Source organism: Cobetia amphilecti (assembly GCF_032923285.1).
GTDB classification, from domain to species: domain Bacteria; phylum Pseudomonadota; class Gammaproteobacteria; order Pseudomonadales; family Halomonadaceae; genus Cobetia; species Cobetia amphilecti.
On sequence record NZ_CP136695.1, the window covers coordinates 3,454,085 to 3,479,600 of the forward strand.

A 25,516-nucleotide genomic window follows, 5' to 3' on the forward strand; every position below is an offset into this window, starting at 1 on the left:
CGAACTCCTGCGTATGATCCAACGAATACGCCATCGTCGGAGCCTGCCGCCATGAACCAGCAGCCACCCCCAGCATCACGGACGTCCGCCAGCCGGGACTCCCTGCCGAGCATATGCACGCACCTGACGCGCGCTCCCTGGCTGAGCATCGTGATGCCGGTGCATGACGAGGCAGCCGGCATCGTGCAAACCCTGATTGCCCTGAGTCGCCTGCGCGCGGGCGGGGACTGTGAAGTGATCGTGGTGGATGGTGGCTCGACGGATGGCACCCCCTCACTGGCCCGACCGCTGTGTGATGCCGTGCTGAACAGTGAGCCGGGCCGGGCACGCCAGATGAATGCCGGAGCCGCGCGTGCACGCGGAGAATGGCTGCTGTTTCTGCATGCCGATACCGACTTGCCCGACAATGCGCTGGCATTGCTCAAGGAGGCCGTCACGACGCATCGCCGCAGCGACTGGGGCCGCTTCGATGTCAGCATCAAGGGCGAGTCGCCGTGGTTACCGATGATCGCCGCCATGATGAATCTGCGCTCGCGGCTGACCAGCATCAGCACGGGCGACCAGACCCAGTTCGTGCAGCGCTCGACCTTCGAGGCCATCGGCGGCTTTGCCGACATGCCACTGATGGAAGATATCTGGCTGAGTGCCCAGCTCAAGCATCTGACCCCGCCAATGAACCTGACGGCGCGTGTCACGACCAGCGGTCGACGCTGGGAGACCCACGGCGTCTGGCGCACCATCGTCAAGATGTGGGGACTGCGGCTGGCGGCCTGGTGTGGCATCTCCCCTGCACGCCTGGCACGCCTTTACGGCTATCGCGCCGCGGCGCAAGCCTGTGAGCAGCGCGGCATGCCCCATGCGTGACGCGCCGTTGCCTACCTTGCCCACAGCTGATGCCGCGTCAGAGGTGCGCCCGACTCTCATCATCTTCGGTCGCCTGCCCATCGCCGGCCACTGCAAGACACGCCTGATCCCCGCACTCGGCCCCGAGGGCGCAGCTCGACTCTATGCGCGGATGCTGAGCCATATCGTTGACCACGCCTGCGCCGCGCGCCTCGGCAAGGTCGTGGTGATGCTGACGGCCTCTGCCGAGCCGTCGAGCCAGGCACCTGAACAGGCGGCTCTGCGGGTAGCGCTGGAAGCCAGGCTGCGAAGCGTTGTCGATGCCTCTGCCGACCTCACCTTCGAGGCGCAGCCGCAGGGGGAACTCGGTGAGCGAATGTCCCGGGCCATGGCCCGACATCTGCCCGAGGGGCCGGTATTGCTGATGGGCTCCGATCTGCCGGCGCTGGACAGCCAGCGGCTGCGCGAGGCAGCCCATAGACTGCGCACTCACGACGCGGTGCTTCAGCCCACCGACGATGGCGGCTATGGCTTGATCGGCCTCAAGGCGCCCTGCCCGCAAGCCTTCCTGCTACCCCGCTGGAGTCATGCCCATGTCTGCCGGGACACTCTGGAGCTGCTGGCCCGAGCCGGGAGAACGGCCGCTTGCCTGCCGACCAGCTGGGATGTCGATGAGCCGCGTGACCTTGCGCGACTGTCGCGCCACCTGCCGGCGCTCATGGCCGACCTTGCCGCTTGAGGCTCTTTATAAGCCCGCTTGAGACTCTTTATAAGCCCGTCTGAGGCTCTTTACACGTTCGGCATGCCTCCCAAAGTCGTATGCATTTTTGCTCACACTGCCCTTCTTCTGCGCCGCAGGGCTGTTACACTCGCTGCATCGTGACTCATATGTCACAGCTTGACGGGGTGCCGGTAAGACCGGCTGAGATGTCATGCGCAGGCAATGTCCTTGCGTGAATGACGATCCCGCCGAACCTGATCCGGCTAGTACCGGCGTAGGGATCAAGCGCGAAGCGATGCCACTCGATATCGTCACCACTTTCTCACGGTGACTGTCGGCACCTCCCCCGCTTTTCCCCTGCTCCTGTTCCGGTACTGGCCACGCTTGCGCCAGAGACCTGCCGCCCCATCACGGGTCGTCAGCACGCTCACCGAGGGATGCGTCATGCCTAGTTTCAACGACCTGTCCAGTGCCTGCGCCGAGGAATGGCGTGACTATCTCGAGCACGACTTCGTTCGCCAGCTGGGCGAAGGTCGTCTGCCGGAGGAGTCCTTCCGCCATTACCTGCAGCAGGACTACCTGTTCCTGATCCACTTCGCGCGCGCCTGGGCGCTGGCCGCCTACAAGAGCCGCACCCTCGCGGAGCTGCGTCAGGCCACGGCCAGTCTCGACACCATCCTCAATACCGAGCTCGATCTGCATATCGGCTACTGCAGCGAGTGGGGCATCAGCGAGGATGACCTGAGCGAGCTGCCGGAATCCCGCGCCACCCTGGCCTATACCCGTTACGTGCTCGATTGCGGCCAGCGCGGCGACCTGCTCGATCTGCACGTGGCGCTCGCGCCCTGCCTGATCGGCTACGGCGAGATCGCCGAGTGGCTGCTCGATCAGGACACCACCGAGATCGAGAACAATCCATACGCGGACTGGATCGCGATGTACTCCAGCGATGACTTCAAGGAAGCCGTCGAAGCCGAGCGTGAATGGCTGGATGCGCGGCTCTCGGAGGTCTCGGAGCGTCGATTGGGTGAACTGGTCGATGTCTTCCGGGACGCCACGCGACTCGAGATCGACTTCTGGCAGATGGGCCTCGATCGCGCTTGAGTCATCACAGACTGACGTCCCGGCGCTCGCCATGAACCGCTCGGGATGACGCCATCCTCCATGGATGGCACGACCGACAGGCCAACAGAGCCTGGATGCGAGAATGCTCCCCGTGGCAAGCCTGACGCTTCGGGCAACACACTCTCGCATTGAAATCTGAACACGCTTGACGGGGTGCCGGTGGAACCGGCTGAGATCCTGCATGCATGCTTCGCCGCCCTGACGCGCGAGCTTGCCAGCAAGGGGTCCCGTGGAACCTGAACCGGTTAGGACCGGCGTAGGAATCAAGCTGATGGCCAGCCGCTGCGCGCGGCCGCCTCGCTCCCGGGCCACCTGTTGGCAAGGAGTCGGCGACGACCATCCTCTCCCTGCGCACGGTCTTCCCATGATGACGTCAGCCGTGACGTCGCCCTTTGAGGAGACCTGCATGAGCACTGCCCCGACGACACAAGACCCGCAAGCCACCAACGCCGCCGAGTCACCGCTCGCCTCGCAGCCTGATGCTGCCCCCAAGGCACGCGCGCGTGCCGGTCGCAAGGATGGCAGCCGCCATCTCGCCAGCGAAGCACAGGTCGACGCCGCCGCCATCGCACCGCTGAGCGGCTCGCGCAAGATCTATATCGAAGGCTCCCGCCCGGACATCCGCGTGCCCATGCGCGAGATCGGCTGCTCGCCGACCCAGACCTCCAGCGGTCTGGAAGAGAACCCGCCGATCGTCGTCTACGATACCTCCGGCCCCTACACCGATCCGGCGGTCGAGATCGACATCCGCCGGGGCCTGGCGCCGCTGCGCGAGAAGTGGATCGAGGAACGCGGTGATACCGAACAGCTCACTCAGCTGAGCAGTGAATATGGCCGCGTGCGCCAGGCCGACCTGCGCCTGTCGTCACTGCGCTTCGAGCTGGACCACCGCCCGCGTCGTGCCCTGCCGGGCAAGAATGTCACCCAGCTGCACTATGCGCGCCAGGGCATCATCACCCCCGAGATGGAATACATCGCGATTCGCGAGAATCAGCGTCGTATCGCGCTGCGTGAGGAATATCAGGGCAGCGAAGCCGTCGAGAGCATTCTGGGCCACCAGCACCCGGGCCACAGCTTCGGCGCCAACCTGCCCGACGAGATCACCGCCGAATTCGTGCGTGAGGAAGTCGCCCGCGGCCGCGCCATCATTCCCGCCAACATCAATCACCCGGAAAGCGAGCCGATGATCATCGGCCGCAACTTCCTGGTGAAGGTCAACGGCAACCTGGGCAACTCGGCGGTCACCTCCTCCATCGAGGAAGAGGTCGACAAGATGACCTGGGCGATCCGCTGGGGTTCCGACACCGTGATGGATCTCTCGACCGGCGCCAACATCCACGAGACCCGTGAATGGATTCTGCGCAACTCTCCCGTGCCCATCGGCACGGTGCCGATCTATCAGGCGCTGGAGAAGGTCGATGGCGTGGCCGAGAACCTCGATTGGGAGATCTTCCGCGACACGCTGATCGAGCAGGCCGAGCAAGGCGTTGACTACTTCACCATCCACGCCGGCGTCCTGCTGCGCTATGTGCCGCTGACCGCCAGCCGCGTGACCGGCATCGTCTCGCGCGGCGGCTCGATCATGGCCAAGTGGTGTCTGGCGCATCACGAGGAAAGCTTCCTCTATCGCCACTTCGAGGACATCTGCGAGATCTGCAAGGCCTACGACATCAGCCTGTCACTGGGCGATGGCCTGCGCCCGGGCTCGGTGGCCGATGCCAATGACGCCGCCCAGTTCGGTGAGCTCGAGACACTCGGCGAGCTGACGAAGATCGCCTGGCAGCACGATGTCCAGGTCATGATCGAGGGCCCGGGTCACGTGCCGATGCACCTGATCAAGGAGAACATGGACAAGCAGCTCAGCGAGTGTGACGAGGCGCCCTTCTACACCCTCGGCCCGCTGACCACCGACATCGCCCCGGGCTACGATCACATCACCTCCGGCATCGGCGCCGCGATGATCGGCTGGTTCGGCTGCGCCATGCTCTGCTACGTGACCCCCAAGGAGCACCTGGGCCTGCCCAACAAGGACGACGTCAAGACCGGCATCATCACCTACAAGATCGCCGCGCATGCCGCCGATCTGGCCAAGGGCCACCCGGGCGCGCAACGCCGTGACAATGCGCTCTCCAAGGCGCGCTTCGAGTTCCGCTGGGAAGACCAGTTCAATCTGGGCCTGGACCCGGACACCGCGCGCAGCTTCCACGACGAGACGCTGCCCAAGGACTCGGCCAAGGTCGCCCACTTCTGCTCCATGTGCGGGCCGAAGTTCTGCTCGATGAAGATCACCCAGGAAGTGCGTGATTACGCCAATGAGCACGGTCTGACCGGCGATGCCGACAGCGTGATGGCCGGCATGCAGGAGCAGGCCGACAAGTTCAAGCGTGAAGGCAGCCAGCTCTATCAGGAGGTGTAGGCAAGCGCCTGACACACAGGAAGGCTGACTTTCCGAGCGACACGAAAAACGCCCCGACCAGTGATGGTCGGGGCGTTTTCGTCACATCCTGCCAGGGGCCCATGACATCTCATGAGCGTGACAGAAGGCTCACGTGCGGCTGGTGACTTCCAGCAGGTGATAACCGAACTGGGTCTTCACCGGGCCCTGAACCGTGTTGATCGGGGCGCTGAACACGACTTCGTCGAATTCCTTGACCATCATGCCCGGGCCGAAGGCGCCCAGGTCGCCGCCACTGCGGCCGGACGGGCAGGAGGAGTGCTCGCGAGCGGCATCAGCGAAATCGCGGCCGTTCTCGATTTCGGTCTTGAGAGCTGCACACTGTTCTTCGCTGGAAACGAGAATATGACGCGCTGTGGCCTGTGCCATGTCTATCACCTGTCACTGATCGAATAAATGCCGTCGGCAATCACCGGCGGCGTGGCAGGTCATTGTGGCCCAAGGCAGCGCTCGCCGCTAGCGTCGCGCGCCTCCCCACCTGCTCAGCGATGCTCCAGACACGCGAACGCCCACCCGGAAGACCGGATGGGCGTTGGGGACGCTCGCCTGAGAGCGTCGGCAGCAGTCGCTTACTTGGCGACTTTCTGCATGGCCTCGGAGGCGGACTTGGCGTTGCTTTCTGCCAGTTCCTGACCTTTCTTGGCGTATTCCTGGTTCAGCTCGACCACTTTCTGGGTGTCGTTCTGCAGCTTCTCGCCCAGAGTCTTGACGGTTTCCTGCTGCTCCTTGACGAAGTTCTTCAGACCTTCGCTGTCCTTGATCTCGAGCATGGAACGCGCCTGGGTCAGGGAAGCATCAGCATAGGACTTGGTCAGTTCCATCTGTGCGCCGATCAGCTTCTCGCTGTAATCGATGCTCAGAGCGCTGAACGCACGCAGCGGAGACAGGAACATATCGTCGAACTGCTGAGCGGACTTCTCGAAGTTGGCATTGAACATGTAGGCACCCTCCAGGGTATTGGCATCACGCTGAAATGAACCGGAGCGTTGCTCCGTTCGGTTATCAGGACTGAACCGGGCTGGTGCACCGTAGTGACCGAGCCATCATTATCAAGCCGTCACTATCAAGCCGTCGCGGTCAGATAGTGCTATCGACCAGGTTCCATCCTCGCTGCAACGCAGCATAAGACAGTCTTTGTTGCACTGCAACATCAAAAACATCGCAACGACTGATCTGTACGCCCTTGCTGATGCAGTTGCTTGATTACACTGGAGAAAAACAATCAGAAGCCGAAAAGAAAATTGACGCCTTGGGGCCCGTCATGCCACACACCACGCCCCTGGAACGCCAGACTGGGCCAAAGTGCTGGGCCAAAGTGCTGGGCCATAGGGCTGGGAGGATTGAGGGCTAGGACAGAGGGCTGGAACAGAAGCCTGAAGCTGAAAGGCTGAACTTGAGGAGAGCGCCGTGCTGCTGCCTCACTGGCATGAGGCGTCGCGACAGCGTTTGCAGAGCAGACGCCCGCCCAGCGCGCGTGCCTGATCTGCCTGGCGACAGAAGTCGACACTCTGGGTGGAAAGCCATCGCCGACAGCCCTGACAGCGCGGCAAGCCTTCCTCATCCTGCGACTGGGCGGAAGACGCGCCCTGCTGATTGTCGGCCGCAGCCCCCGACTGCTCGCCTGTCGCCTGCGGGCTCGCGGGACCTTCTGGGCTATCCTGATCCGGGGCCTGGTGCCCGGGCTGCCAATGCGCAGCCTGCAGCCCTCGGCCCCCAAAACCGCACTGCCGTTTCAGGGCAGCCGTAGAGGTCACGCCACGCTGGACCGCCAGCGTCGTGTCATCCGACGCCCCTTCCATGTCATCGGACTCTGCCGCCATGGCAGCGCTTTCGCCTGAGGCCCGCGCCAGTTCTTCAGGCGATAGCGGCGGTTGCCATAGATAGGCCAGCGGGGATACCTGAGTGGCAGCGTCGCCCTCCGTCGCGCGCGTGCCAGCAGCCAGACCCAGCTCCGCCACCCAATCCGTATTGGGGGCCACATGCTGGGTCGCGATGGCGCGCCCCAGCTGGCGCAGGCGGCGTTGATCGAGGCGGTGGGTAAAACTGCGCAGCCGTGTCACGTAAGCGGTCTTGCCGCTCACCTGCAGGCATTGACGCTTGAGGCGCGCGAAGGACAGCAGCGCACGACTGTCGACGATGTCTTCCGGCGGCCGACTGACCTGAGCCGCATCAGCCACCACGATGCGATAGCGCAATTGCGGCTGCAGGGTCATCCCCAGGCGCACAGGCAACAACGAGGAGGCCTCCAGCCATTGCACGATGGCGCGACTACGCTCAGGGATCGTCTGCAAGGGACACGGCGTCACGGCATGTGCCATGACGCCATCTTCGCCTGAGGGTGTCTCGCCACCCTGCGCGAATCGCCCGCCATGGGCCAACAGCTCACCGAAGGGGGTGATCGAGAGCGTCAGATCAAAACAGGAGGCATCCAGCACCCAGACCTGCATGAGGCTGTTGATCAGCAGGTGATCGATCTCGATCACGCCCTCTGCCTGCGCCAGACGCACATCATGCAGCACGACCCAATCATCCCGCGTCCCCAACAAGGCATCCAGCTGGCTTGCCAGCGCACGGCGACGCGCCTGACGGGCACGTATCGCACGCAGGGCCTCCAGCACCTTGTGGCGCTCTGGCGCGGCAAGCGCAGCATCCTGCGCCAGCACCTCGAGCACCAGCAGGTCGTATTCCCGTGAATCGCAGTCCTTGATCAGCATGGGCGCCTCTGGATTAGAGCATTCATATATAACTCAGTGTAGTGCTCTATTCGCAATCTTTCTTGCCTCTGACTCCGCGGGAGAATACGCCAGCGGATAGCGGGTGACAGTGACGGAGACTGAGAGTCATCACTCCTGCGCTGTTTGAGGCGCGGCCTCCCGGTAAGGCAGCATTGCCGTCACCTGCTGACGCGCCTTGCTGAGCCAACGCGCCTCCTCCTCGACCGCCTCTGCCACCGCCTCCTGAAGTCCGGGATGCATCAGCCAATGCAACGACCCGGTGGCATACGCCGCGAAACCGCGGCTTATCTTGTGCTCTCCCTGGGTGCCGGGATCGAAGCGCTTGAGCCCTCGCTGCAGGCAGAATTCGAGCCCCTGGTAATAGCAGACCTCGAAGTGCAGACAGTCGGCATGGACTTCGCTGCCCCACCAACGACCATACAGGCAATCACTGCCGATCAGACACAAGGCTGCCGCCACCGGCGCGCCCTGCTCATCACGCGCCTGCACCAGCAGCAACCGCTCGGGCATGCTGCGCCTGAGCTGCTGGAAGAAATCGAGCGGCAGATAAGGGCGCTGGCCGCGCTCAAGATAGGTCATGCAGTAGCAACGGTAGAAGGCCTCGATGTCATCAGGGCCAATCTGCGCTCCCTCGAGCCTGGCCAGCGTGAAGCCTTGCTCGGCGACCTTGCGCCGCTCGCGACGGATCTCCTTGCGCCGTTTGGAGCGCAGACTCTCAAGCCAGGTGGCAAAGTCCGGCTCGCCGCGTGACTGCCAGTGATATTGCATCCCGGGACGCGAAATCAGCTCCGGAATCGCCGCCTGCCAGTCTTCCCGCTCCTGTGCCGAGACAAACAGCAGATGAAACCCGCTGTGCTCATAACGACGCAGCGCGCTACCCGGCTCAGCGGCGGGCGCGATGCCGGCCTTGAGATGCGGCCACAACCACTCAAGCAAGGCACGTCGGGCTGCGGGCGACGTCAACTGCGACGAGGTGACAAGGCGTGGGCCATCGCTGGGAGTGAACGGCACGGCAGTCAACTGCTTGGGATAATAGCGCCCACCGGCCTGCTCCAGGGCCTCCGCCCACTGCTGGTCGAACACATATTCGCCACGCGAGTGCAGCTTGAGATAGCGCAGCAGCCCCGCCAGCAAGCGGCCGTCGGCGTCTCGCACTACCAGATGGGCAGGATGCCAGCCACTGCCGGCGCTGGCCGCACCACAGCTTTCCAGCGCGCTCAGATAGGCATGCTGCAGAAAGGGATAGTCATCGCCTGCCAGCGCATTCCATTCACTGGCGGTGAGGGCGTCGAGGGAATCCAGCACCTCCAGGCGCCAGCCCTGCTTCTCTGCGGCATCTGCGGCGCTCACAGCCTGCTGCTGGTCTGTTACCGACCCTGGCGCCGCCGGTGCCGCCGCCCCTGTCGCTGCCTCATCCTCTGCCTGCCATTGCCCTGTCACCGTACTCTCCTCATAGTCTTGCCATGCCCACCGCTGGTGCAGACATGCCGCACATCCCAGGACATGCTAGTGTGTCGTCATGATGCAGGACAACGAGACCCACATGACAGAGACTCCCACGCCGCCGGACGACACGTCCACGAGCGGCTCACAGCCCCAGGGGCGCGCTCAAGAGTCCTCGCAAGGGCCCTCTCAAGGGCCTTATGCGCCGACCCCGCCCGCGCAGGACACCCACGCCAGCACGAATCTCATGGCAGTGGCCGCCTTTGCCCTGAGCGTGCTCGGCTGCCTGCTCGCGCCTGCGGCACTCGGCGGCGTCGTGTGCGGCCACATTGCGCGCAGCCAGATCCGCCGCAGTGGCGAAGCCGGTGACAGCTGGGCCCTGGCCGGACTGATTCTCGGCTATCTGCTGATCGCCCTGTCGCTGGCCGGACTGCTGATGTTCGGCGGCATGATGCTGACCATGTTCGGTATCATGGCCTTCAGCACCTGACCAGCGCCTGGGCACTCCTGCTTGAACGTGCAGCGCGCCTGCACGGATAATGCGTCGACATTGCTTCCCCGTGCCAGCGGGGCATGCTGCCTCTCGCAGCGCCTGCCCTGCCAGCGATTCCGGTTCCCCCGAGCCGCCTTGATACTGAGCGAGCCTCGATGTTGTACTCGATTCTCGATAATGATTTCTACAAGTTCACCATGCAGAACGCCGTGGTGAAACTGTTTCCGTATGCGCGCGCTCGCTACGCCTTCATCAACCGTGGCGAGCATTCGTTCCCGCCGGGGTTCGGCGAGGCATTGCGCATCGCGGTAGACAACATGGCCGAACTGGCATTGAGCGTGGAAGAGAAATCCTTCCTCGAGCTTCACTGCCCCTTCCTGGACCCGACCTACCGCGACTTCCTGGCGGGCTTCCGCTTCGACCCCTCCGAAATCACCATCACCCAGACCGGTGATGAGCTGGAGGTGCATATAGAAGGCTACTGGTATCGCACCATCCTGTGGGAAGTCCCGCTGATGGCTATGATCAGCGAGCTCTGGTATCAACTGGGCGGGGATCAACGCGACAGCGATCAGGCCCTGCGCGACAGCACCCTGGCCAAGATCGAGCACTACAAGCGTCTCGGCATCCGCGTGGCGGAATTCGGCACTCGTCGTCGGCACTCCTACGATGTGCACGACAAGGTGGTCGCGGGCCTCAAGGACCACGGCCGCGGCTGCTTCATCGGCACCAGCAACGTGCACATGGCGCAGCGCCACGGCATCAAGCCGATCGGCACGCACGCCCATGAGTGGTTCATGTTTCATGCCGCGCGCTTCGGCTTCAAGATGGCCAACATTCTGGCGCTGGAGAACTGGGTCAAGGTCTATCGCGGTGACCTGGGAATCGCCCTGTCTGACACCTTCACCAGCCAGGCCTTCTTCAAGAGCTTCGACAAGAAGTTCGCCAAGCTGTTTGACGGCGTGCGCCACGACAGTGGTGACCCCATCGACTTCGCCGAGACCACCATCCGTCACTATGAGTCGCTGGGGATCGATCCCAAGACCAAGACCATCGTGTTCTCCGATGGTCTGGACACCGACAAGGTCGATCGCATCGTGCGCTATTGTGCCGGGCGTATCGGCATGTCGTTCGGCATCGGCACCAACTTTACCAATGATGTCGGCCCGCAGCCGATGAACATGGTGATCAAGATGACCGAAGCCCGTCCCGAGGGACAGGAGTGGGTGCCGGTGATCAAGCTGTCGGACGTCTCGAGCAAACACACCGGCGACCCCGACATGATTCGTCTGGCGCACCAGGTGCTGTCGCTCAAGGAGCTGGATTGAAGCGCGCTCAGCGATCGCTGAACGCCTTGCCATGGCCTCCTGCCAGAGACCTTGAAACAGGCTCATGAAATAGCTGCTAGAAAAGGCCCCATGAAAAAGCCCGCCCGGAAACCTCCCGGGCGGGCTTTTTCATGTCGATCACCTTCAGCACCGGTGACGACGGCTCAGGTCTCGACGTCTCAGGTCTTGCAGCTCAGGCTTTGACGACTCAGGTCTTGACGGACTTCTTCGGTGTCTTGAAGACCTCATTGAACAGGTTGAGCATGACCTGCCAGGAAGCCGAATCCGCGGCCGCGTCATAGCCCAGCGGCAGATCGTACTTGGCCGCCTTGGCATCCGACTCCGGATTGGTGAAGGCGTGCCTGGCGCCCGGATACTGGATCAGGGTGGTGCGCGTCTCGAGTGACTGGAAGGTCGCGACCAGCTTGTCGAGATCCTCCTGCGCCACCAGCGTATCTGCCGCGCCATTCTGGATCACGACCCGGCCGGCAAACGGCTCGGGCTCCGTCACGGCAATCGACGGGCTGCCATGGAAGCTGACGACCGCCTTGAGCGGCGCTCCGGTCAGCGCCATGTTGAGCACCACGGCACCGCCGAAGCAGTAGCCGATCGCCGCCATGCGCTCGCCATCGACTTCCGGGCGTGAGCGCAGCACCGCCAGCGCCGAATTGAAGCTGGATTCGGCCTTCGGCCAGTCACTCATCACCGCAGAGGAGAAGGCACCGGCCTCCTTGGGGTGCTCGGCCGTGCGCCCACCGCCATACATGTCGACGGCCATGACCACGTAGCCAAGTCCTGCCAGCTGTTCGGCACGCTTGCGGGCGTAGCTGTTCAAGCCCCACCACTCATGCACCAGCAGGATACCGGGACGGCGCCCCTGCGCCTTGGCATCGCGTGCGATCAGGCCTACGTGCTCCTCACCGTTGGCCCGATAGGTCACCGTCTCCGTCACCACCTGCGGCCCCTCGAGACGATTGACCAGCGGTACATCCTCGGCGGCCATGGCCTGTCCGGCGGAAAATACCGACTGTGCAAACAACAGGGTGCCAACGCACCAGCCACGTAACATTCGCATCGCCTACTCCTTGTATGACGTGATCCACTTGCATGACGCGATCCACAACCCGAGACACCGGCTGCAGGTGTGCCCGATTGATCACCGGTATTGGCTCAATTGTCCTCGCTCAAGGACTGCGATGCCAGCACCACCCGATCGCGACCGCTGCGCTTGGCACTGTAGAGCGCCATATCGGCACGGTGCAGGTAGCCATCCCGGGTCTCCCCCGGCAGCGGTGTCGCCACTCCCATGCTGATGGTGCAGCGCAATGTCAGCGACTTGAAGCGCACCTCCAGCGCCGCGATCTGCTGTCGCAGGCGCTCGGCCATTCCGACACCGGTGGCGGTACCGGCATCGGTGAGCAGGACGGCAAACTCCTCGCCGCCCAGACGCGCAAAGCAGTCATCGCGCCGCAGCTGGGCACGACACGCTTCGCCAAGACTGATCAGCACCTGATCGCCCGCCGCATGGCCGTGAGTATCATTGACGCGCTTGAAGTGGTCGATATCAAACAGGATCAACGCCATCTGCTCCCGCGATGACGAGCTAAGCAGGGTATCGAGCGTGTCGAGGAAGCTGGCCCGGGTCATGGCGCCGGTCATGGCGTCCGTCATCGCCTCATGCTCGCGACGCTGTTCGACCAGCTTGCGCTCATGAATGTTGCGCGACACCGACAGCACGCGCTGATAACGCCCGGTGACGGGGTCCATCGAGGGCGTCGAGATCGACTCGAACCACAGCGTATGCCCAGCCTTGTGCTGAATTCTGAAGTCGATTCGAAATACCTCGCCGAGACAGGCGGCACGATGGACCTCCTGCGCGATGCGCAGCATGTCATCGGGATGGATCAGCTGCTTGATCTCCTGGCCGATGATCTCCTGCGGGCGATAGCCGCAGAGCTTTTCCACCGAGGGGCTGATGTACTGACAGATGCCGTGGGAGTCCTCGATGCTGACCAGATCGCTGACGGAGTTGAGGATGAAGCGATAGCGCTCCTCGCTCTGGCGCAGCTCATCCTCGATACGGTATCGAGCGGTGGCATCATCACAATAGCCATTCCAGATCACACCGCCCTCGGGGGAGTCGATCACCTGCGGCAGCCCGACACACGCCAGCCTGCGCTCCTGACCATCCGGATGCTGATAGCGTATCTCCGCCTCCCAGGGCGATTGCTGCTGGGCACTGGTCTGCAGTGACATGAGCAGCTGCTCACGCTCGCGACCCGCGATGCGTGCCAGCAGCAGCATGGGGTCGTCGATGACGGCCTGCGGGTCGAGCCCCAGCACTTGCGAGGCAACTGGCGAAAGGTAGGTATAACGCAGCTCGCCCTCCTGGCTCAGGCGACACTGGAAGACGACGCCGCGCATCTGCTGGACAAGGTTGTCCAATTGGCGCCGATGCGCTTCGCGCTGGGTGACGTCACTGAGCTTGCCGAGCACGGCGGTGACCTCTCCCGCAGGCGAGTAGCTCAGCTGCATGTCATCCTGGAGATAGCGCTTGCGCCCATCCACATGCACGAAGGCGTAACACAGACTCAGACGGCTATGGCGCTCCCGCACGGCCTCATCAAAGCGCTGCTGACAGATGGTCAGCTCATCCGGCGCCAACCGGGCCTGCCAGAGACCCGGGCTTGCCATCAGCAGGTCATGCGAGAGCCCCGTGAGCGCCTCGCTGCCTGCCGACAGATACTCCAATTCCTCTGGCGGCCATTCACCAGCGGTCGCGTAGTGCGCGCCGGGCGTCTCATCCACTCGCCGCGCCAGACGCTGCTGTTGATCGATCACATGCTCGAGACGTTGATGTACCTGGGTGATGTCGCGCGCCATCACGGCCACCTGACGCCCCTCGTCGGCGAGCGAGCGCCCCAGACTGACCATCTGCACGGACAATCTGGATTCCCCCCGCGGCAGCGACAGGCTGATATCGCATTGCCAGGGCTCGGCTCTCTCCAGGCTACGCAGGACATGAGGGAGGTAGAGGTGCTCAAGCGAGAGGCGAGAATGCGCACAGGCCGCATCGTGATAGAGATGCCAGGCCGGGTTGGCATGACTGATCACCAGGCTTTCATCCTTGAGCAGCAGGATCGCCATCGGGTCACGGCTGCGCACCATCATCAGACGATAGGCACGCGCCAGCTGCTGCTCCTGCTCATTGGCCTTGTCACGCTGCGTGATATCCGTCACTCGTCCACACAGCGGATGCCCCACACCGGAACTCCACAGGCATTCCTCGAGCAACAACAGCTGCCCGCTGCGGTCGCGCATGCGATACGTCGTTCGCTCGACCCGCCCCATCGAGGCGCGAAAGTCACTCAATCGCTGCCGATCGGCGGTGATCACCAGCGAAAGCCAGAGCTCCGGCTGCTTGAGAAAATCCCGCACCGTATATCCCAGCAGGCGTTCCGCCGCTGCATTCATGGCAATCAGGCGCTGACCATCAGCACTGAGCGTGAACAACACATCTGCCACGACAGCATAATGATGCTGCAGCAAACGACTATCCGCGAATGATTCAGGCAACGTGAAACCCCTTCTCTGTCATGCGGTTTGCTCAAGAATGCCCTATCCATGGCGCTGGCAGCCAGCAGTACCCCCAACGCTTGGTTGCGCGAAGATCCGGGCAGATGACGGCATATGAACGATTGCGACCTTTGCCTTTGCGTCTGACTATCTTATCGGCAGCGCACGCGCAATGTTGTGGGCGAATATCACGCAAGCGGCGCCGAAGGGAAAAACCCTGGATGCAAAAAGCCCGAAGCATAAGCTTCGGGCTTTTTGGGAGCTTGCCTTGATCAGACCTGGCCTTGAACAGAGCAAGCCTTGAACAGAGCAAGCCTTGAACAGAGCAAGCCTTGAACAGACTTGGCCTGAAAAGATCTAGCCTTGCGCGGAACGCGGCATGGCATCGTCGATGAGCGCGGAGGACGGGGCATCAGGTGCGCCGCTGCGGCCGTCGTTGCCCTCGCCAGCCGGCTGGGCAGTAGCGCGCGGAGCCTTGCGCTTGTGACGCCGCGACTGCCTGCTGTCCTTGTCCTGCTGGGCGGAAGGCGCCTTGACCGGCAGGCGCGCCCGCAGGTGCTCGAGCAACGCGCGAAAATCGTCCGGCTCCATGCCGATGCGCTCCGCTGCGGCACTTTCCTGCCATAGCACATAGATCGCCGGCTGCTCACGCCCCAGGTCCATACCCACGACCTTGCCCTCGCGCTGGGTACGCGGGTCGCGCAAGGTAGCACCGATCAATTCATGAGCTTCGCGGATGGCATCGTGCATCTGAGACAGCCTGCTGTGGAAGTCGAGATAACTGCCGGAGAGTGTGCGGCAGTGTGGCAATACCTTCCCTGAATTGCGCACAACAATGGATCACTCGCAGGCCATATGGCCGCCTGCATGATTTGACGTTGTCATGACCTGGCTCACCGATAGACGCAAGGCCAACAGGTGCGAAGTGTAACACACCGCCACAGTTTCGCTAATTTCACTCGACCGTGAATTACGATGACGACATGTTGACCACCTTTCTCGACGTATCAGTGCACGTTTCACACCACCTGACCCAACTCTGTCGCGATCGTGCTCAGAAAAGTTGCCATAAGGTCACGCCATTGACGCAAGACAACGACACTTTGCGCCTTGAAGCGCCTCCCGCACTTTCGTGGTGCGCAAAAAAAACCTCTCCCATTGGGAGAGGTTCAAAAATGGATGACGCGATGTCATTCCGAGCAGCATCGAAGCCGGTCTTGGCGCCAACCCTGACCGACCACCGATTCAAAGGGGACGAATGGCATTGCCTTGTCCGTGGAGCCTGAGCGCGACGCGAGAATCCTCGGGCCACTCATCCTCACCTGTTGGGAGCCTGCCCTCCTGTCTTGCCGACAGACTGACAGGCCCCCGAATTCTTGCTGTCCCGCGCGGCCTTGTCGGTTGATCAATGAGGGATCAAAGGCCGCACGGGACTCACCAAGCGCTTACTTGGCGGCTTGCATTGCCAGCGCAGTGTCGAGCATACGGTTGGAGAAGCCCCACTCGTTGTCGTACCACGCCATGACCTTGACCAGGCGATCTTCGCTGACGCGCGTGTGATTGCTGTCGAAGGTGGAAGAGTGTGCATCGTGGTTGAAGTCGATGGACACCAGCGGCAGCTCGTTGACCGCCAGCACGCTGGAGCCTTCGGCGGCCTTGGCCACGATGGCGTTGATCTCTTCGATGGAGGTATCACGCGACGCGGTGAAGGTCAGATCGACCAGCGACACGTTGATGACCGGCACGCGGATCGCCAGACCATCCAGCTTGCCGTTCAGTTCCGGCAGCACCAGACCCACCGCCGCGGCGGCACCGGTCTTGGTCGGGATCATGGAATGGGTCGCGCTGCGGGCACGGTACGGGTCGGAGTGGTAGACATCCGACAGGTTCTGATCGTTGGTGTAGGCGTGAATGGTGGTCATCAGGCCGTTCTCGATGCCGACTTCATCATTCAGCGCCTTGGCGACCGGCGCCAGGCAGTTGGTGGTGCAGGACGCGTTGGAAACGACCTGATGCTCGGCTTTCAGCACATCTTCGTTGACGCCGAACACGACGGTCGCATCGGCATCGCCGCTCGGCGCGGAGATCAGCACACGCTTGGCGCCGGCTTCGATGTGCTTGGCAGCGGCAGCACGCTTGGTGAACAGACCGGTGCATTCCATCACCAGGTCGATGTCCAGGCTGGACCACGGCAGCTGGGCCGGGTCACGCTCGGCCAGGATGCGGATCTTGTCGTCACCGACGAACAGATTCTCTTCGTCGTGCGAGACAGTCTCGGCGAAACGGCCGTGGACGGTATCGCGGCTCAGCAGGTGAGCATTGAGCTTCGGATCACCCAGATCATTGATGGCGACGACCTGGATGCGATCGTTGTACTGACCTTCATACAGCGCACGCAGCACGTTGCGACCGATGCGACCAAAACCATTGATGGCGACGCGTAATGTCATGACTCAACTCCTGTGGCGTATGGCGGGTGCAGGACCAGACCTGATCCAGGAACGAAAGCTTGCAATGTGTTCCGTGAAATTATCCTACACGCTTTTCCCATAATTTGGCCGAAAGTCGTCCAGTCTTCAAGCAGTTTTTTTGTTAAATTTACCGAATATTCCGAACAAAACCGTTTCTCGAGCGCCATGACGCGCTACTGTAGGCTACCCCGGTAACCGAACGACGCGACACGAGTGAGGCCAGAGGCTTTACACCGCCATCACCACTGGATAGCGTCGCCGGATAGCAGCACGCCCACACAGCGGGAAACGCTTTCTTTCGCCAGCCTCGGCGCCCTGCGCCGCCTGATACATGAGGTAAGAGCATGTCAGTCAACCAGACCGTAGAGCACGTGACCCAGCGCATCATCGACCGCTCCCGCGAACGCCGCGCCGCCTATGAGCAGTTGATGGAAAGCCAGCAGCGCCGCGGTGTACACCGCTCCGAGCTCTCCTGTGGCAACCTGGCGCACGGCTTTGCCGCCTGTGGCGAGACCGACAAGAATCGTCTCAAGCTGATGAACTCGGCCAACCTGGGCATTATTTCGTCATATAACGACATGTTGTCCGCCCACCAGCCGTTCGAGGACTATCCGCGCATCATCAAGGAAGCCGTCCAGGCGATGGGCTCCACCGCCCAGTTCGCCGGCGGCGTGCCCGCGATGTGCGATGGCGTGACCCAGGGTCAGCCGGGCATGGAGCTGTCGCTGTTCTCCCGCGACCTGATCGCCATGGCCGCTGCTGTCGGCCTGTCGCACAACATGTTCGATGGCGCCCTGTTCCTCGGCGTGTGCGACAAGATCGTCCCGGGCCTGTTCATCGCCGCCGCACGCTTCGGCCACCTGCCGACACTGTTCGTGCCGGCCGGCCCGATGCCCTCCGGCCTGCCCAACAACGAGAAGGCGCGTGTCCGCCAGCTGTTCGCCGAAGGCAAGGTCGGCCGCGATGCGCTGCTGGAAGCCGAGTCCGCGTCCTACCACAGCCCGGGCACCTGCACCTTCTATGGCACCGCCAACTCCAACCAGCTGATGGTCGAGCTGATGGGCCTGCACCTGCCGGGCGCGTCCTTCGTCAATCCGGGCACGCCGCTGCGCGAAGCCCTGACGCGTCACGCCGCCGAGCAGACCATCCGCAACAGCGAAGTCGGCGGCGACTACCGTCCCTTCTATCGCCAGATCGATGCCCGCGCCATCGTCAATGCCATGGTCGGCCTGCTGGCTTCCGGCGGCTCCACCAACCACACCCTGCACCTGGTCGCGATGGCCGGCGCTGCGGGCGTGACCATCACCTGGGATGACTTCACCGAGCTTTCCGCGGTGGTGCCGAGCCTGACGCGCATCTATCCGAACGGCCAGGCCGACATCAATCACTTCCAGGCGGCCGGCGGCATGAGCTTCCTGATCCGTGAACTGCTCAAGGCGGGCCTGCTCCACGACATCCCCACCCAGGATGGTGGCACCCTGGCCGGCTATGTCCGCGAGCCCTTCCTCGAGAACGGCAAGCTGGTCTGGAAGGACGGTCCTACCGACAGCCTCGACGAAGATGTGCTGCGTCCGGTGGCCAACCCGTTCGCCCCGACAGGCGGCCTGACCGTGCTGGACGGCAACCTCGGCCGCGGCGTGATCAAGGTCTCTGCCGTCAAGGAAGAGCATCGTCTCGTCGAGGCGCCGGTGAAGCTGTTCAGTGACCAGGATGAGATGAAGGCCGCCTTCGAAGCCGGTGAGCTGGAGCAGGACATGGTCGCCGTGGTGCGCTACCAGGGCCCGCGTGCCAACGGCATGCCGGAACTGCACAAGCTGACGCCCTACCTCGGCATCCTGCAGGACCGCGGCTTCAAGGTCGCACTGGTGACGGATGGCCGCATGTCTGGCGCCTCGGGCAAGGTCCCGGCCGCCATTCACATGACGCCTGAAGCGCTCGACGGCGGGCCGCTGGCACGCCTGCGCGAAGGTGACGTGGTCCGCCTGGATGCCAATGCCGGCACCCTCACGGCGCTGGTCGATGAAGCCGAATGGGCCGAGCGCGAGGCCGAGACCATCACTCGCGACAGCTATCATCACGGCCTGGGCCGCGAGCTGTTCTCCGGCATGCGTTCACTGGTCGGCGGTGCCGAGGAAGGCGCCTCCAGCTTTGCTGGCTACGGCGACCTGCCGGGCAGCGGCCACGACCTGATGTGATGGGCGCACCCTGTCACTCTCCTGAGGCACTGACGCAAAGGAAGGATGCCGGACGATGACCCGCGACACCTCCCATCGCCTTGCTCTGGTAGGCGATATCGGTGGCACCAATGCCCGGCTGGCACTCGTCCAGCCGGGCAGCCACACCCTGCAGCACATCCAGACGCTCGCCTGCGCCGAGCATGCCGGGCTTGAGGAGGCCATCCAGGCCTACTATCGGATGCTGGGCCTGTCAGAGGCCGAGCAACCCGTCGAGGCCTGCCTGGCCTTCGCCTGCCCCGTGCATGATGAACGCGTCAGCATGACCAACAATCACTGGACGTTTCTCAAGCGCGAGGTGCGCGAATCATTGAGGCTTGAGCGCTTCAAGTGCCTGAATGATTTCACCGCCATGGCGCTGGGCGTGCCCCACATCGAGGCCAGCGAACGTCTGGCCATCGGTGAGGAGCTCACCGAAGGTAGTGGCGATGCGGCCTCGCCACGCCTGGTGATCGGCCCCGGCACCGGCCTGGGTGTCGCGGGTCTGGTGCGCGGCACGCACAACTGGATTCCTCTCGCGACCGAAGGGGGGCATGCAAGCTTCGCCCCCACCGACGAGATCGAGGATGGCCTGCTCGGCATCTTCCGCCGTCGCCATGGTCGCGTCTCGGTGGAGCGCCTGCTGTGTGGCCAGGGCATGCTCGAGATCTATCAGGCCCTGGGCGAGCTTCGCGGCCTGCCGACTCCCCTCGACAGTGCGGCCAGCGTCAGCCAGGCAGCGCATGAGCACCTGCATCACGATGAACCGCAGAATGCCCTCGCCTTTGATGCCGTGATGCGCTTCATGAAGATTCTTGGCGCGGTCGCCGGCGATGCAGCACTCACGCTGGGGGCGCGCGGCGGGGTCTATCTGTGTGGTGGCGTGCTGCCGCGCAACCTGGATCTGCTGATACGCAGCGATTTCCGCCACGCCTTCACCGACAAGAATCGTCTGAGCCGTTACAATGCCGCGATACCCACCTGGGTGGTGACCGCGCCGTGGACCGGCCTGCTGGGCGCCGCCGAGGCTCTGCACAATGAAGAGGTGGCATGATGCATCGCAACCTCCTGAACCATCGAGGTAGCTCGAGATGATCCCCGAAAGTCTGCGCGCACTGATCGCCGACACCGCTGGCCAACGCACTGTCGAATGGCAGGGCCGCTCGCTGTTGATCCTCAACCAGGAGTGGGGCGAGCTGGTGGTCTGCCACCAGGGGGCTCAGGTGCTGCACTATCAGCCGACGGGCGACTCTCCCTGGCTGTGGGTGACGGAAACGCCCGCCGCCCTGCCGGGCAGCATTCGCGGCGGCATTCCGCTGTGCTGGCCCTGGTTCGCGGATGAGTTCCCCGAGGGCGAAAGCGAACTGCACGGCCCCGCTCGCAAGGCCGACTGGCGCATCGATGCGGTGGACGAGGAAGAGGAAGGCGTCGAGATCCATGCCTCACCGGTCTCAGCGCTGCATGCCGCCCTCTCTCCGCGCGTGGTGATCTTTGCCAGCCGCCGCTTCCTCAAGGTCGAGCTGATCACGGAAAACCGTGGCGAGGCTCCGATCAAGATGACCGGCGCGCTGCATACCTACTTCGCAGTGGCGAATGCCTTCGAGTGTCGCGTCACTGGTCTGGCCGGCGCCAGCTACCTGGACAAGAGCCAGGACTTCTCGCGCTTCGACCAGCAGGGCGAACTGGGCGTGCGCGGCCCGCTGGACCGCATCTACCAGACCAGCCAGGTTCAGGTGCTCGAGGACGGCAAGCGTCAGCTGCGCATCGCCAAGCAGGGCTCTGACTCCACGGTGGTCTGGCATCCCGGTGACGCGCCGCCGGCCGACACCAGCGTCGAGAATGCGCGCAGCTTCCTGTGTGTCGAGACCGCCTGCACGCGACTCGATCCGGTCTGGCTGCCGCCGGGCGCTCAGCATCTGCTGGCTCAGCACATCTCACCGCTGAGCGGTGATGAGGCAAGCGGCGAGTGAATGACAGCCGGCCACGCGACTCACGGCGTGGCCGGCACCTTGCGCACCTTGTCGGCCAACCGAGAGCTCTCGGCGCCTGAATCGTGTCATCCACACGACTCCCGACTGACAGTGACTTTCGCCTCGCCTGCAAGCGTGCGTCGGGCCGCCACAGAATGCGACCCGCCCCGATGAACTTCAACAACCCATACGATGGACACTTCCATGCTGCAATTGACCCGTAGTGTTTCCTGGCAGGCGCTGACCCGGCTGGGCGAGGTGACCCGCAACGACCGCATCCGCGATTACTTCGCGGCGGATCCCAAGCGCTTCGAGAAGATGAGCCTGCGCGTCGGCGGCCTGTTTCTCGACTACTCCAAGCACCACATCTCCGATGAGGTGATGGAGGCGCTGGTCGAACTGGCTGAGCACTCTGCACTCGTTCAACGTCGCGCGCAGATGTTCTCCGGCGACATCATCAACGTCACCGAGAATCGCCCGGTGCTGCACACCGCACTGCGCAGCCAGACCAACACGCCGGTCATCGTCGATGGCAAGGACGTGATGCCGGAAATCCACAAGACGCGCGAGCAGATCCGCGCCTTCTCGGAAGCCGTGCGCAGCGGTGAGTGGAAAGGCTTCGACGGCCAGCGGATTCGCGACGTGGTCAACATCGGCATCGGCGGCTCCGATCTGGGCCCCAACATGGCCTGCCGTGCGTTGCTCAAGCATCGCCACCCGGAAATCAATTTCCACTTCGTCTCCAACGTCGATGGCAACCACATCCAGAAGGTGCTCAAGCGCCTGGATCCTGCCACCACGCTGTTCATCGTCTCCACCAAGACCTTCTCCACCCAGGAAACCCTGCTCAACGCCAAGACGGCGCGCCGCTGGTTCCTGGAGCACGCCGGTCAGGATGCCGACGTCGGTGCCCACTTCGTCGCGGCTTCCACCAACCGCAAGGCGGCCAAGGAATTCGGCATTCGCGAAGAGAACGTCTTCGAATTCTGGGCCTGGGTTGGCGGTCGCTACTCCATGTGGTCTTCCATCGGCCTACCCATCGCCCTGTCCATCGGCTATGAAGGCTTCATGGAGCTGCTGGAAGGCGCCCATGAGATGGACCAGCACTTCATCAATGCGCCGATGGCCGAGAACATGCCGGTCCTGATGGCGCTGATCGGCATCTGGTACATCAACTTCATGGGCGCCGAGACCCAAGCCATCGTGCCTTACGACCAGGCCCTGCATCAGCTGCCCGCCTTCCTGCAGCAGCTGGACATGGAATCCAACGGCAAGTCAGTCGACATCTTCGGCCGTCCGGTGGACTACAAGACCGGCCCGATCGTGTGGGGCGAGACCGGCTCCAACGGCCAGCATGCCTTCTTCCAGCTGCTGCACCAGGGCACGCGCTACGTGCCCATCGACTTCATCGCCTCGCTGAAGCCGGAGCCGGGTACCGAAGAGCACCACTTCGCGCTGATCACCAACATGCTGGCGCAGGCCAACGCCTTCATGGAAGGCAGCCAGGATGGCAGCAACCTCGATCCGCACTACAATTGCCCGGGCAACCGCCCGTCGAGCACCCTGCTGCTGGATGAGATGACCCCGCGCAACCTCGGCGCACTGATCGCCCTCTACGAGCACAAGGTCTTCGTGCAGGGCGTGATCTGGAACATCAACTCCTTCGACCAGTGGGGCGTGCAGCTCGGCAAGCGCATCGCCGGGGAAATCAGCGCGCGTATCGATACCGACGTGAAGGCCTTCGATCCGTCCACCCAGGGCCTGCTGGCGCTGGTCCGCGAGCACTTCCCTGCCGGTGGCGCCACCCAGGCGGATGACAGCAACGACAAGCCGGGCAAGAAAGCCAAAGGCTCCACGACGACCACTCGCAAGGAAACCTCCTCCTGATGACTCCGGTAATCGCGTTCGGCGAAGCGCTCGTCGACATGCTCTCCAACAAGCTCGGCGGCCAGGCCGTCGAGCAGGAAACCTTCACGCCCTACGCGGGCGGCGCACCGGCCAACGTCGCGGTGGCCTGTGCCCGTCTCGGCCTGCCGAGTCACTTCGTCGGCATGCTGGGTCAGGACAGCTTCGGTGACTTCCTGCACGACGAACTGAGCGCTCATGGCGTGCAGATGGATCACGTCAAGCGCACCAGCCATGCGCGCACCGCACTCGCCTTCGTGTCTCGCGATGAAGAGGGTGAACGCCGCTTCGACTTCTATCGTCCGCCGGCCGCTGACCTGCTGTTCCGTCCGGAGCACGCCGGGCCTGAGCTGTTCGCGACCCCCGCCATCTTCCACCTGTGCAGCAACAGCCTGACCGACGCCGGCATCGCGGACACCAGCTTCGTGCTGGCGTCACGCGCACGTGCTGCAGGCTCTCTGGTCAGCGTGGATGCCAATCTGCGTCACAACCTGTGGCCAAACCAGCAGGTCGATGTGACCCTGGTCACGCGCCTGCTGGACAACGCCGATATCCTCAAGCTGTCCCAGGAAGAGGTCGAGGCACTGACCGGCAGTCAGCCGCAGACCGACTGGCTCGAAGCGCGCCTGAAAGCCGGTGTGCGCCTGATCGTGCTCACCGATGGCCCGGGCGTGATCCGTGCCCTGGTGCGCAAGCAGAGCGGCGACATCGAGACCGTCAGCATCACGCCGCCCACCGTCAAGGCGGTCGATACCACGGCCGGTGGCGACGCCTTCATCGGCGGCTTCCTGTCAGCCCTCAGCGAAGCCGGCATCAATGCCGACAACCTGAGCGACTGGTGCGAAGACGAGAGTCATCTCAACGCCGCACTGGAGCGTGCTGCAGCCTGCGGTGCCTTCGCCGTGACTCGCCCGGGCGCCTATGCCGCACTGCCCAAGCGTGAAGATCTCGACGCCATGAAATGATGGCCGGATAATTGCGCTGACAGGTTATCCGCCAGCGCCATCATTTCCCTGAGAGGCGCATGATAAAAGCCCCTTTGATCATCAGATCAAAGGGGCTTTTTTCGTGACCATGACGCTAATGCTTGCGCATTGGCTACCCTCCCTTCATCGGACAGGGAGTCAGTCATCACAGAAGAGACAGACGTAAAAAAGCCGGCCCTGAGGGACCGGCTTTCGTTAGCTTGCTAGACGATTGAAGACGTCTTAGAAGCCGTAGTAGATGCCGACTGCAGCGCCGTCACTAGCATCGCCAGAACGATCGTACTGGGCGTATTCAATGTAGGTGTACATCGCGGAAGAGATGTTGTAAGTCACACCCAGGTTGAATTCGTTGAAGCTGTCGTCGCCACCGTTTTCAGTAGCCACGGTGGAAGCGTCTTCAGCGTCGACATACTGGTAGCCGCCGTAGACGTCGCCCATGCCGTAGCCGTAACGCGCGCCGATACCGTAGTAGTCGACGTCGGTGTCATCTTCTTCACCCGCGAAACGCTCAGCCTTGACGGCGATACGCAGGGCATCGACGGTGTACTGACCGGTGATACCGTACTGGTCACCGATGTCGCTGCCGTTGGTGGCTTCGAACTGGTCCAGGTTGTCATACACAGCGGCGAGGGAGAAACCGCCGACGGTGTACTTGGCACCAGCGAAGAAGGACGCCTGATTGGAATCGGTGATGTTCTCGTCTTCGCCATCGCCTTCGAAGTTGGAACCGACGGCGAACTGCATGCCGCCCATGACCGGAGACATGTACTGCAGCTTGTTGCCTTCACGAGTCTGGCTGTCGCCAGTGATCTGGGAGCTGGAGTCAGTCAGGTCGAAGTATTCGTTGTTGGAGATCGGATCCTGGATCCAGTCATCCATCAGCTGATCCCAGGAACCGATACGCGCGTCACCGAAGGAGCCCTTGGCACCGACGTAGGACTGGTCGCCATCGTTCAGGCCGTTGCCGCCGCCCTTGGATTCGTCAGCGTCGTATTCCCACTCAGCCTTGAAGTAACCAACGATATCGTCGTTGATCTTGTGCTCGCCCTTGGCACCGAAGGTAGAACCGTTGTCACCCAGTTCGCTTTCCGGATCACCGCCGAGCTGGTCGACATAAGTGTATGCCAGCTGCACGTTACCGTAGATGTCCAGCTTGGTACCGTCCTGGTTGTAGACAGTAGCAGCGGAAGCAGAAGTAGCAGCCAGGGCAGCAGCGCCGGCGATGGCAGTAGCCAGAAGTGTCTTTTTCATC

The 25,516-nt window shown here is 62.9% G+C and carries 20 protein-coding genes and 2 riboswitches; of the genes, 11 read left to right on the forward strand and 9 right to left on the reverse strand.

Features of this window, described 5'->3' with window-relative positions; all coding sequences use genetic code 11:
• Positions 1 to 153: 153 nt before the first annotated feature.
• The 4 genes from R1T44_RS14745 to thiC all read left to right on the forward strand — a co-directional run bounded on the left by R1T44_RS14745 (position 154) and on the right by thiC (position 5,105).
• On the forward strand, positions 154 to 864 hold the full coding sequence (locus R1T44_RS14745; RefSeq protein WP_284726624.1) for a TIGR04283 family arsenosugar biosynthesis glycosyltransferase: 711 nt from the start codon (positions 154 to 156) through the stop codon (positions 862 to 864).
• Positions 857 to 1,582, forward strand: a complete 726-nt coding sequence (locus R1T44_RS14750; RefSeq protein WP_284726625.1) for a TIGR04282 family arsenosugar biosynthesis glycosyltransferase — start codon at positions 857 to 859, stop codon at positions 1,580 to 1,582. The genes R1T44_RS14745 and R1T44_RS14750 overlap by 8 nt, the downstream gene beginning before the upstream one ends.
• Positions 1,583 to 1,735: 153 nt before the next feature.
• A riboswitch (TPP riboswitch) is annotated at positions 1,736 to 1,862 on the forward strand.
• 146 nt (positions 1,863 to 2,008) lie between these two features.
• On the forward strand, positions 2,009 to 2,668 hold the full coding sequence (tenA, locus tag R1T44_RS14755; protein ID WP_284726626.1) for a thiaminase II: 660 nt from the start codon (positions 2,009 to 2,011) through the stop codon (positions 2,666 to 2,668).
• A 160-nt stretch (positions 2,669 to 2,828) separates the two neighbouring features.
• Positions 2,829 to 2,969: riboswitch (TPP riboswitch) on the forward strand.
• A gap of 126 nt (positions 2,970 to 3,095) precedes the next feature.
• Entirely contained in the window at positions 3,096 to 5,105 is a 2,010-nt protein-coding gene (gene thiC / locus R1T44_RS14760) for a phosphomethylpyrimidine synthase ThiC (protein WP_284726627.1), read from the forward strand.
• Between the two features lie 129 nt (positions 5,106 to 5,234).
• Here the strand turns inward: thiC and R1T44_RS14765 are convergent, their stop codons facing one another.
• The 4 genes from R1T44_RS14765 to R1T44_RS14780 form a co-directional block, all read right to left on the reverse strand.
• A complete protein-coding gene (locus R1T44_RS14765; RefSeq protein WP_043331408.1) occupies positions 5,235 to 5,513 on the reverse strand; it encodes a peptidylprolyl isomerase in 279 nt (92 codons plus the stop codon).
• 200 nt (positions 5,514 to 5,713) lie between these two features.
• A complete protein-coding gene (locus R1T44_RS14770) occupies positions 5,714 to 6,082 on the reverse strand; it encodes a phasin family protein (protein ID WP_043331409.1) in 369 nt (122 codons plus the stop codon).
• Positions 6,083 to 6,562: 480 nt separating this feature from the next.
• Positions 6,563 to 7,858: a nuclease-related domain-containing protein gene (locus R1T44_RS14775; protein ID WP_317292259.1), complete on the reverse strand. Its 1,296-nt coding sequence runs from the start codon at positions 7,856 to 7,858 to the stop codon at positions 6,563 to 6,565.
• 129 nt (positions 7,859 to 7,987) lie between these two features.
• On the reverse strand, positions 7,988 to 9,229 hold the full coding sequence (locus R1T44_RS14780; protein ID WP_284726629.1) for a GNAT family N-acetyltransferase: 1,242 nt from the start codon (positions 9,227 to 9,229) through the stop codon (positions 7,988 to 7,990).
• Between the two features lie 193 nt (positions 9,230 to 9,422).
• Here R1T44_RS14780 and R1T44_RS14785 point away from each other — a divergent pair, with 193 nt between their 5' ends.
• Positions 9,423 to 9,812, forward strand: coding sequence for a DUF4190 domain-containing protein (locus R1T44_RS14785; RefSeq protein WP_225347126.1), 390 nt, complete (start codon positions 9,423 to 9,425; stop codon positions 9,810 to 9,812).
• Between the two features lie 158 nt (positions 9,813 to 9,970).
• On the forward strand, positions 9,971 to 11,143 hold the full coding sequence (pncB, locus tag R1T44_RS14790; RefSeq protein ID WP_043331412.1) for a nicotinate phosphoribosyltransferase: 1,173 nt from the start codon (positions 9,971 to 9,973) through the stop codon (positions 11,141 to 11,143).
• A 208-nt stretch (positions 11,144 to 11,351) separates the two neighbouring features.
• On the opposite strand, the gene R1T44_RS14795 is transcribed toward pncB, so the two are convergent.
• The 4 genes from R1T44_RS14795 to gap all read right to left on the reverse strand — a co-directional run bounded on the left by R1T44_RS14795 (position 11,352) and on the right by gap (position 17,169).
• Positions 11,352 to 12,218, reverse strand: a complete 867-nt coding sequence (locus tag R1T44_RS14795; RefSeq protein WP_284726630.1) for a dienelactone hydrolase family protein — start codon at positions 12,216 to 12,218, stop codon at positions 11,352 to 11,354.
• 95 nt (positions 12,219 to 12,313) lie between these two features.
• A complete protein-coding gene (locus tag R1T44_RS14800) occupies positions 12,314 to 14,668 on the reverse strand; it encodes a PAS domain-containing protein (protein WP_284726631.1) in 2,355 nt (784 codons plus the stop codon).
• A gap of 408 nt (positions 14,669 to 15,076) precedes the next feature.
• Positions 15,077 to 15,469 (reverse strand): hypothetical protein, encoded by a 393-nt coding sequence (locus tag R1T44_RS14805; protein WP_284726632.1) that lies wholly within the window; start codon positions 15,467 to 15,469, stop codon positions 15,077 to 15,079.
• Positions 15,470 to 16,164: 695 nt separating this feature from the next.
• Positions 16,165 to 17,169 carry a type I glyceraldehyde-3-phosphate dehydrogenase gene (gene gap / locus R1T44_RS14810; RefSeq protein ID WP_043331416.1) on the reverse strand — a complete coding sequence of 335 codons (1,005 nt, stop codon included), beginning with the start codon at positions 17,167 to 17,169 and terminating at the stop codon, positions 16,165 to 16,167.
• A 365-nt stretch (positions 17,170 to 17,534) separates the two neighbouring features.
• On the opposite strand from gap, the gene edd reads away from it, so the two are divergent.
• The 5 genes from edd (at position 17,535) to R1T44_RS14835 (ending at position 24,243) form a co-directional block, all read left to right on the forward strand.
• The gene (gene edd / locus R1T44_RS14815) at positions 17,535 to 19,385 is read left to right on the forward strand and encodes a phosphogluconate dehydratase (protein WP_054555569.1); all 1,851 of its coding nucleotides are present in this window, start codon (positions 17,535 to 17,537) and stop codon (positions 19,383 to 19,385) included.
• Positions 19,386 to 19,440: 55 nt separating this feature from the next.
• The gene (gene glk / locus R1T44_RS14820) at positions 19,441 to 20,457 is read left to right on the forward strand and encodes a glucokinase (RefSeq protein WP_153636384.1); all 1,017 of its coding nucleotides are present in this window, start codon (positions 19,441 to 19,443) and stop codon (positions 20,455 to 20,457) included.
• A gap of 37 nt (positions 20,458 to 20,494) precedes the next feature.
• A complete protein-coding gene (locus R1T44_RS14825) occupies positions 20,495 to 21,373 on the forward strand; it encodes a D-hexose-6-phosphate mutarotase (RefSeq protein ID WP_153636385.1) in 879 nt (292 codons plus the stop codon).
• A 204-nt stretch (positions 21,374 to 21,577) separates the two neighbouring features.
• Positions 21,578 to 23,260 carry a glucose-6-phosphate isomerase gene (gene pgi, locus R1T44_RS14830; RefSeq protein WP_054555572.1) on the forward strand — a complete coding sequence of 561 codons (1,683 nt, stop codon included), beginning with the start codon at positions 21,578 to 21,580 and terminating at the stop codon, positions 23,258 to 23,260.
• Positions 23,260 to 24,243 (forward strand): carbohydrate kinase family protein, encoded by a 984-nt coding sequence (locus R1T44_RS14835; protein WP_054555573.1) that lies wholly within the window; start codon positions 23,260 to 23,262, stop codon positions 24,241 to 24,243. The genes pgi and R1T44_RS14835 overlap by 1 nt, the downstream gene beginning before the upstream one ends.
• A gap of 243 nt (positions 24,244 to 24,486) precedes the next feature.
• On the opposite strand, the gene R1T44_RS14840 is transcribed toward R1T44_RS14835, so the two are convergent.
• A complete protein-coding gene (locus tag R1T44_RS14840; RefSeq protein ID WP_153636386.1) occupies positions 24,487 to 25,515 on the reverse strand; it encodes a porin in 1,029 nt (342 codons plus the stop codon).
• Position 25,516 lies beyond the last annotated feature (1 nt).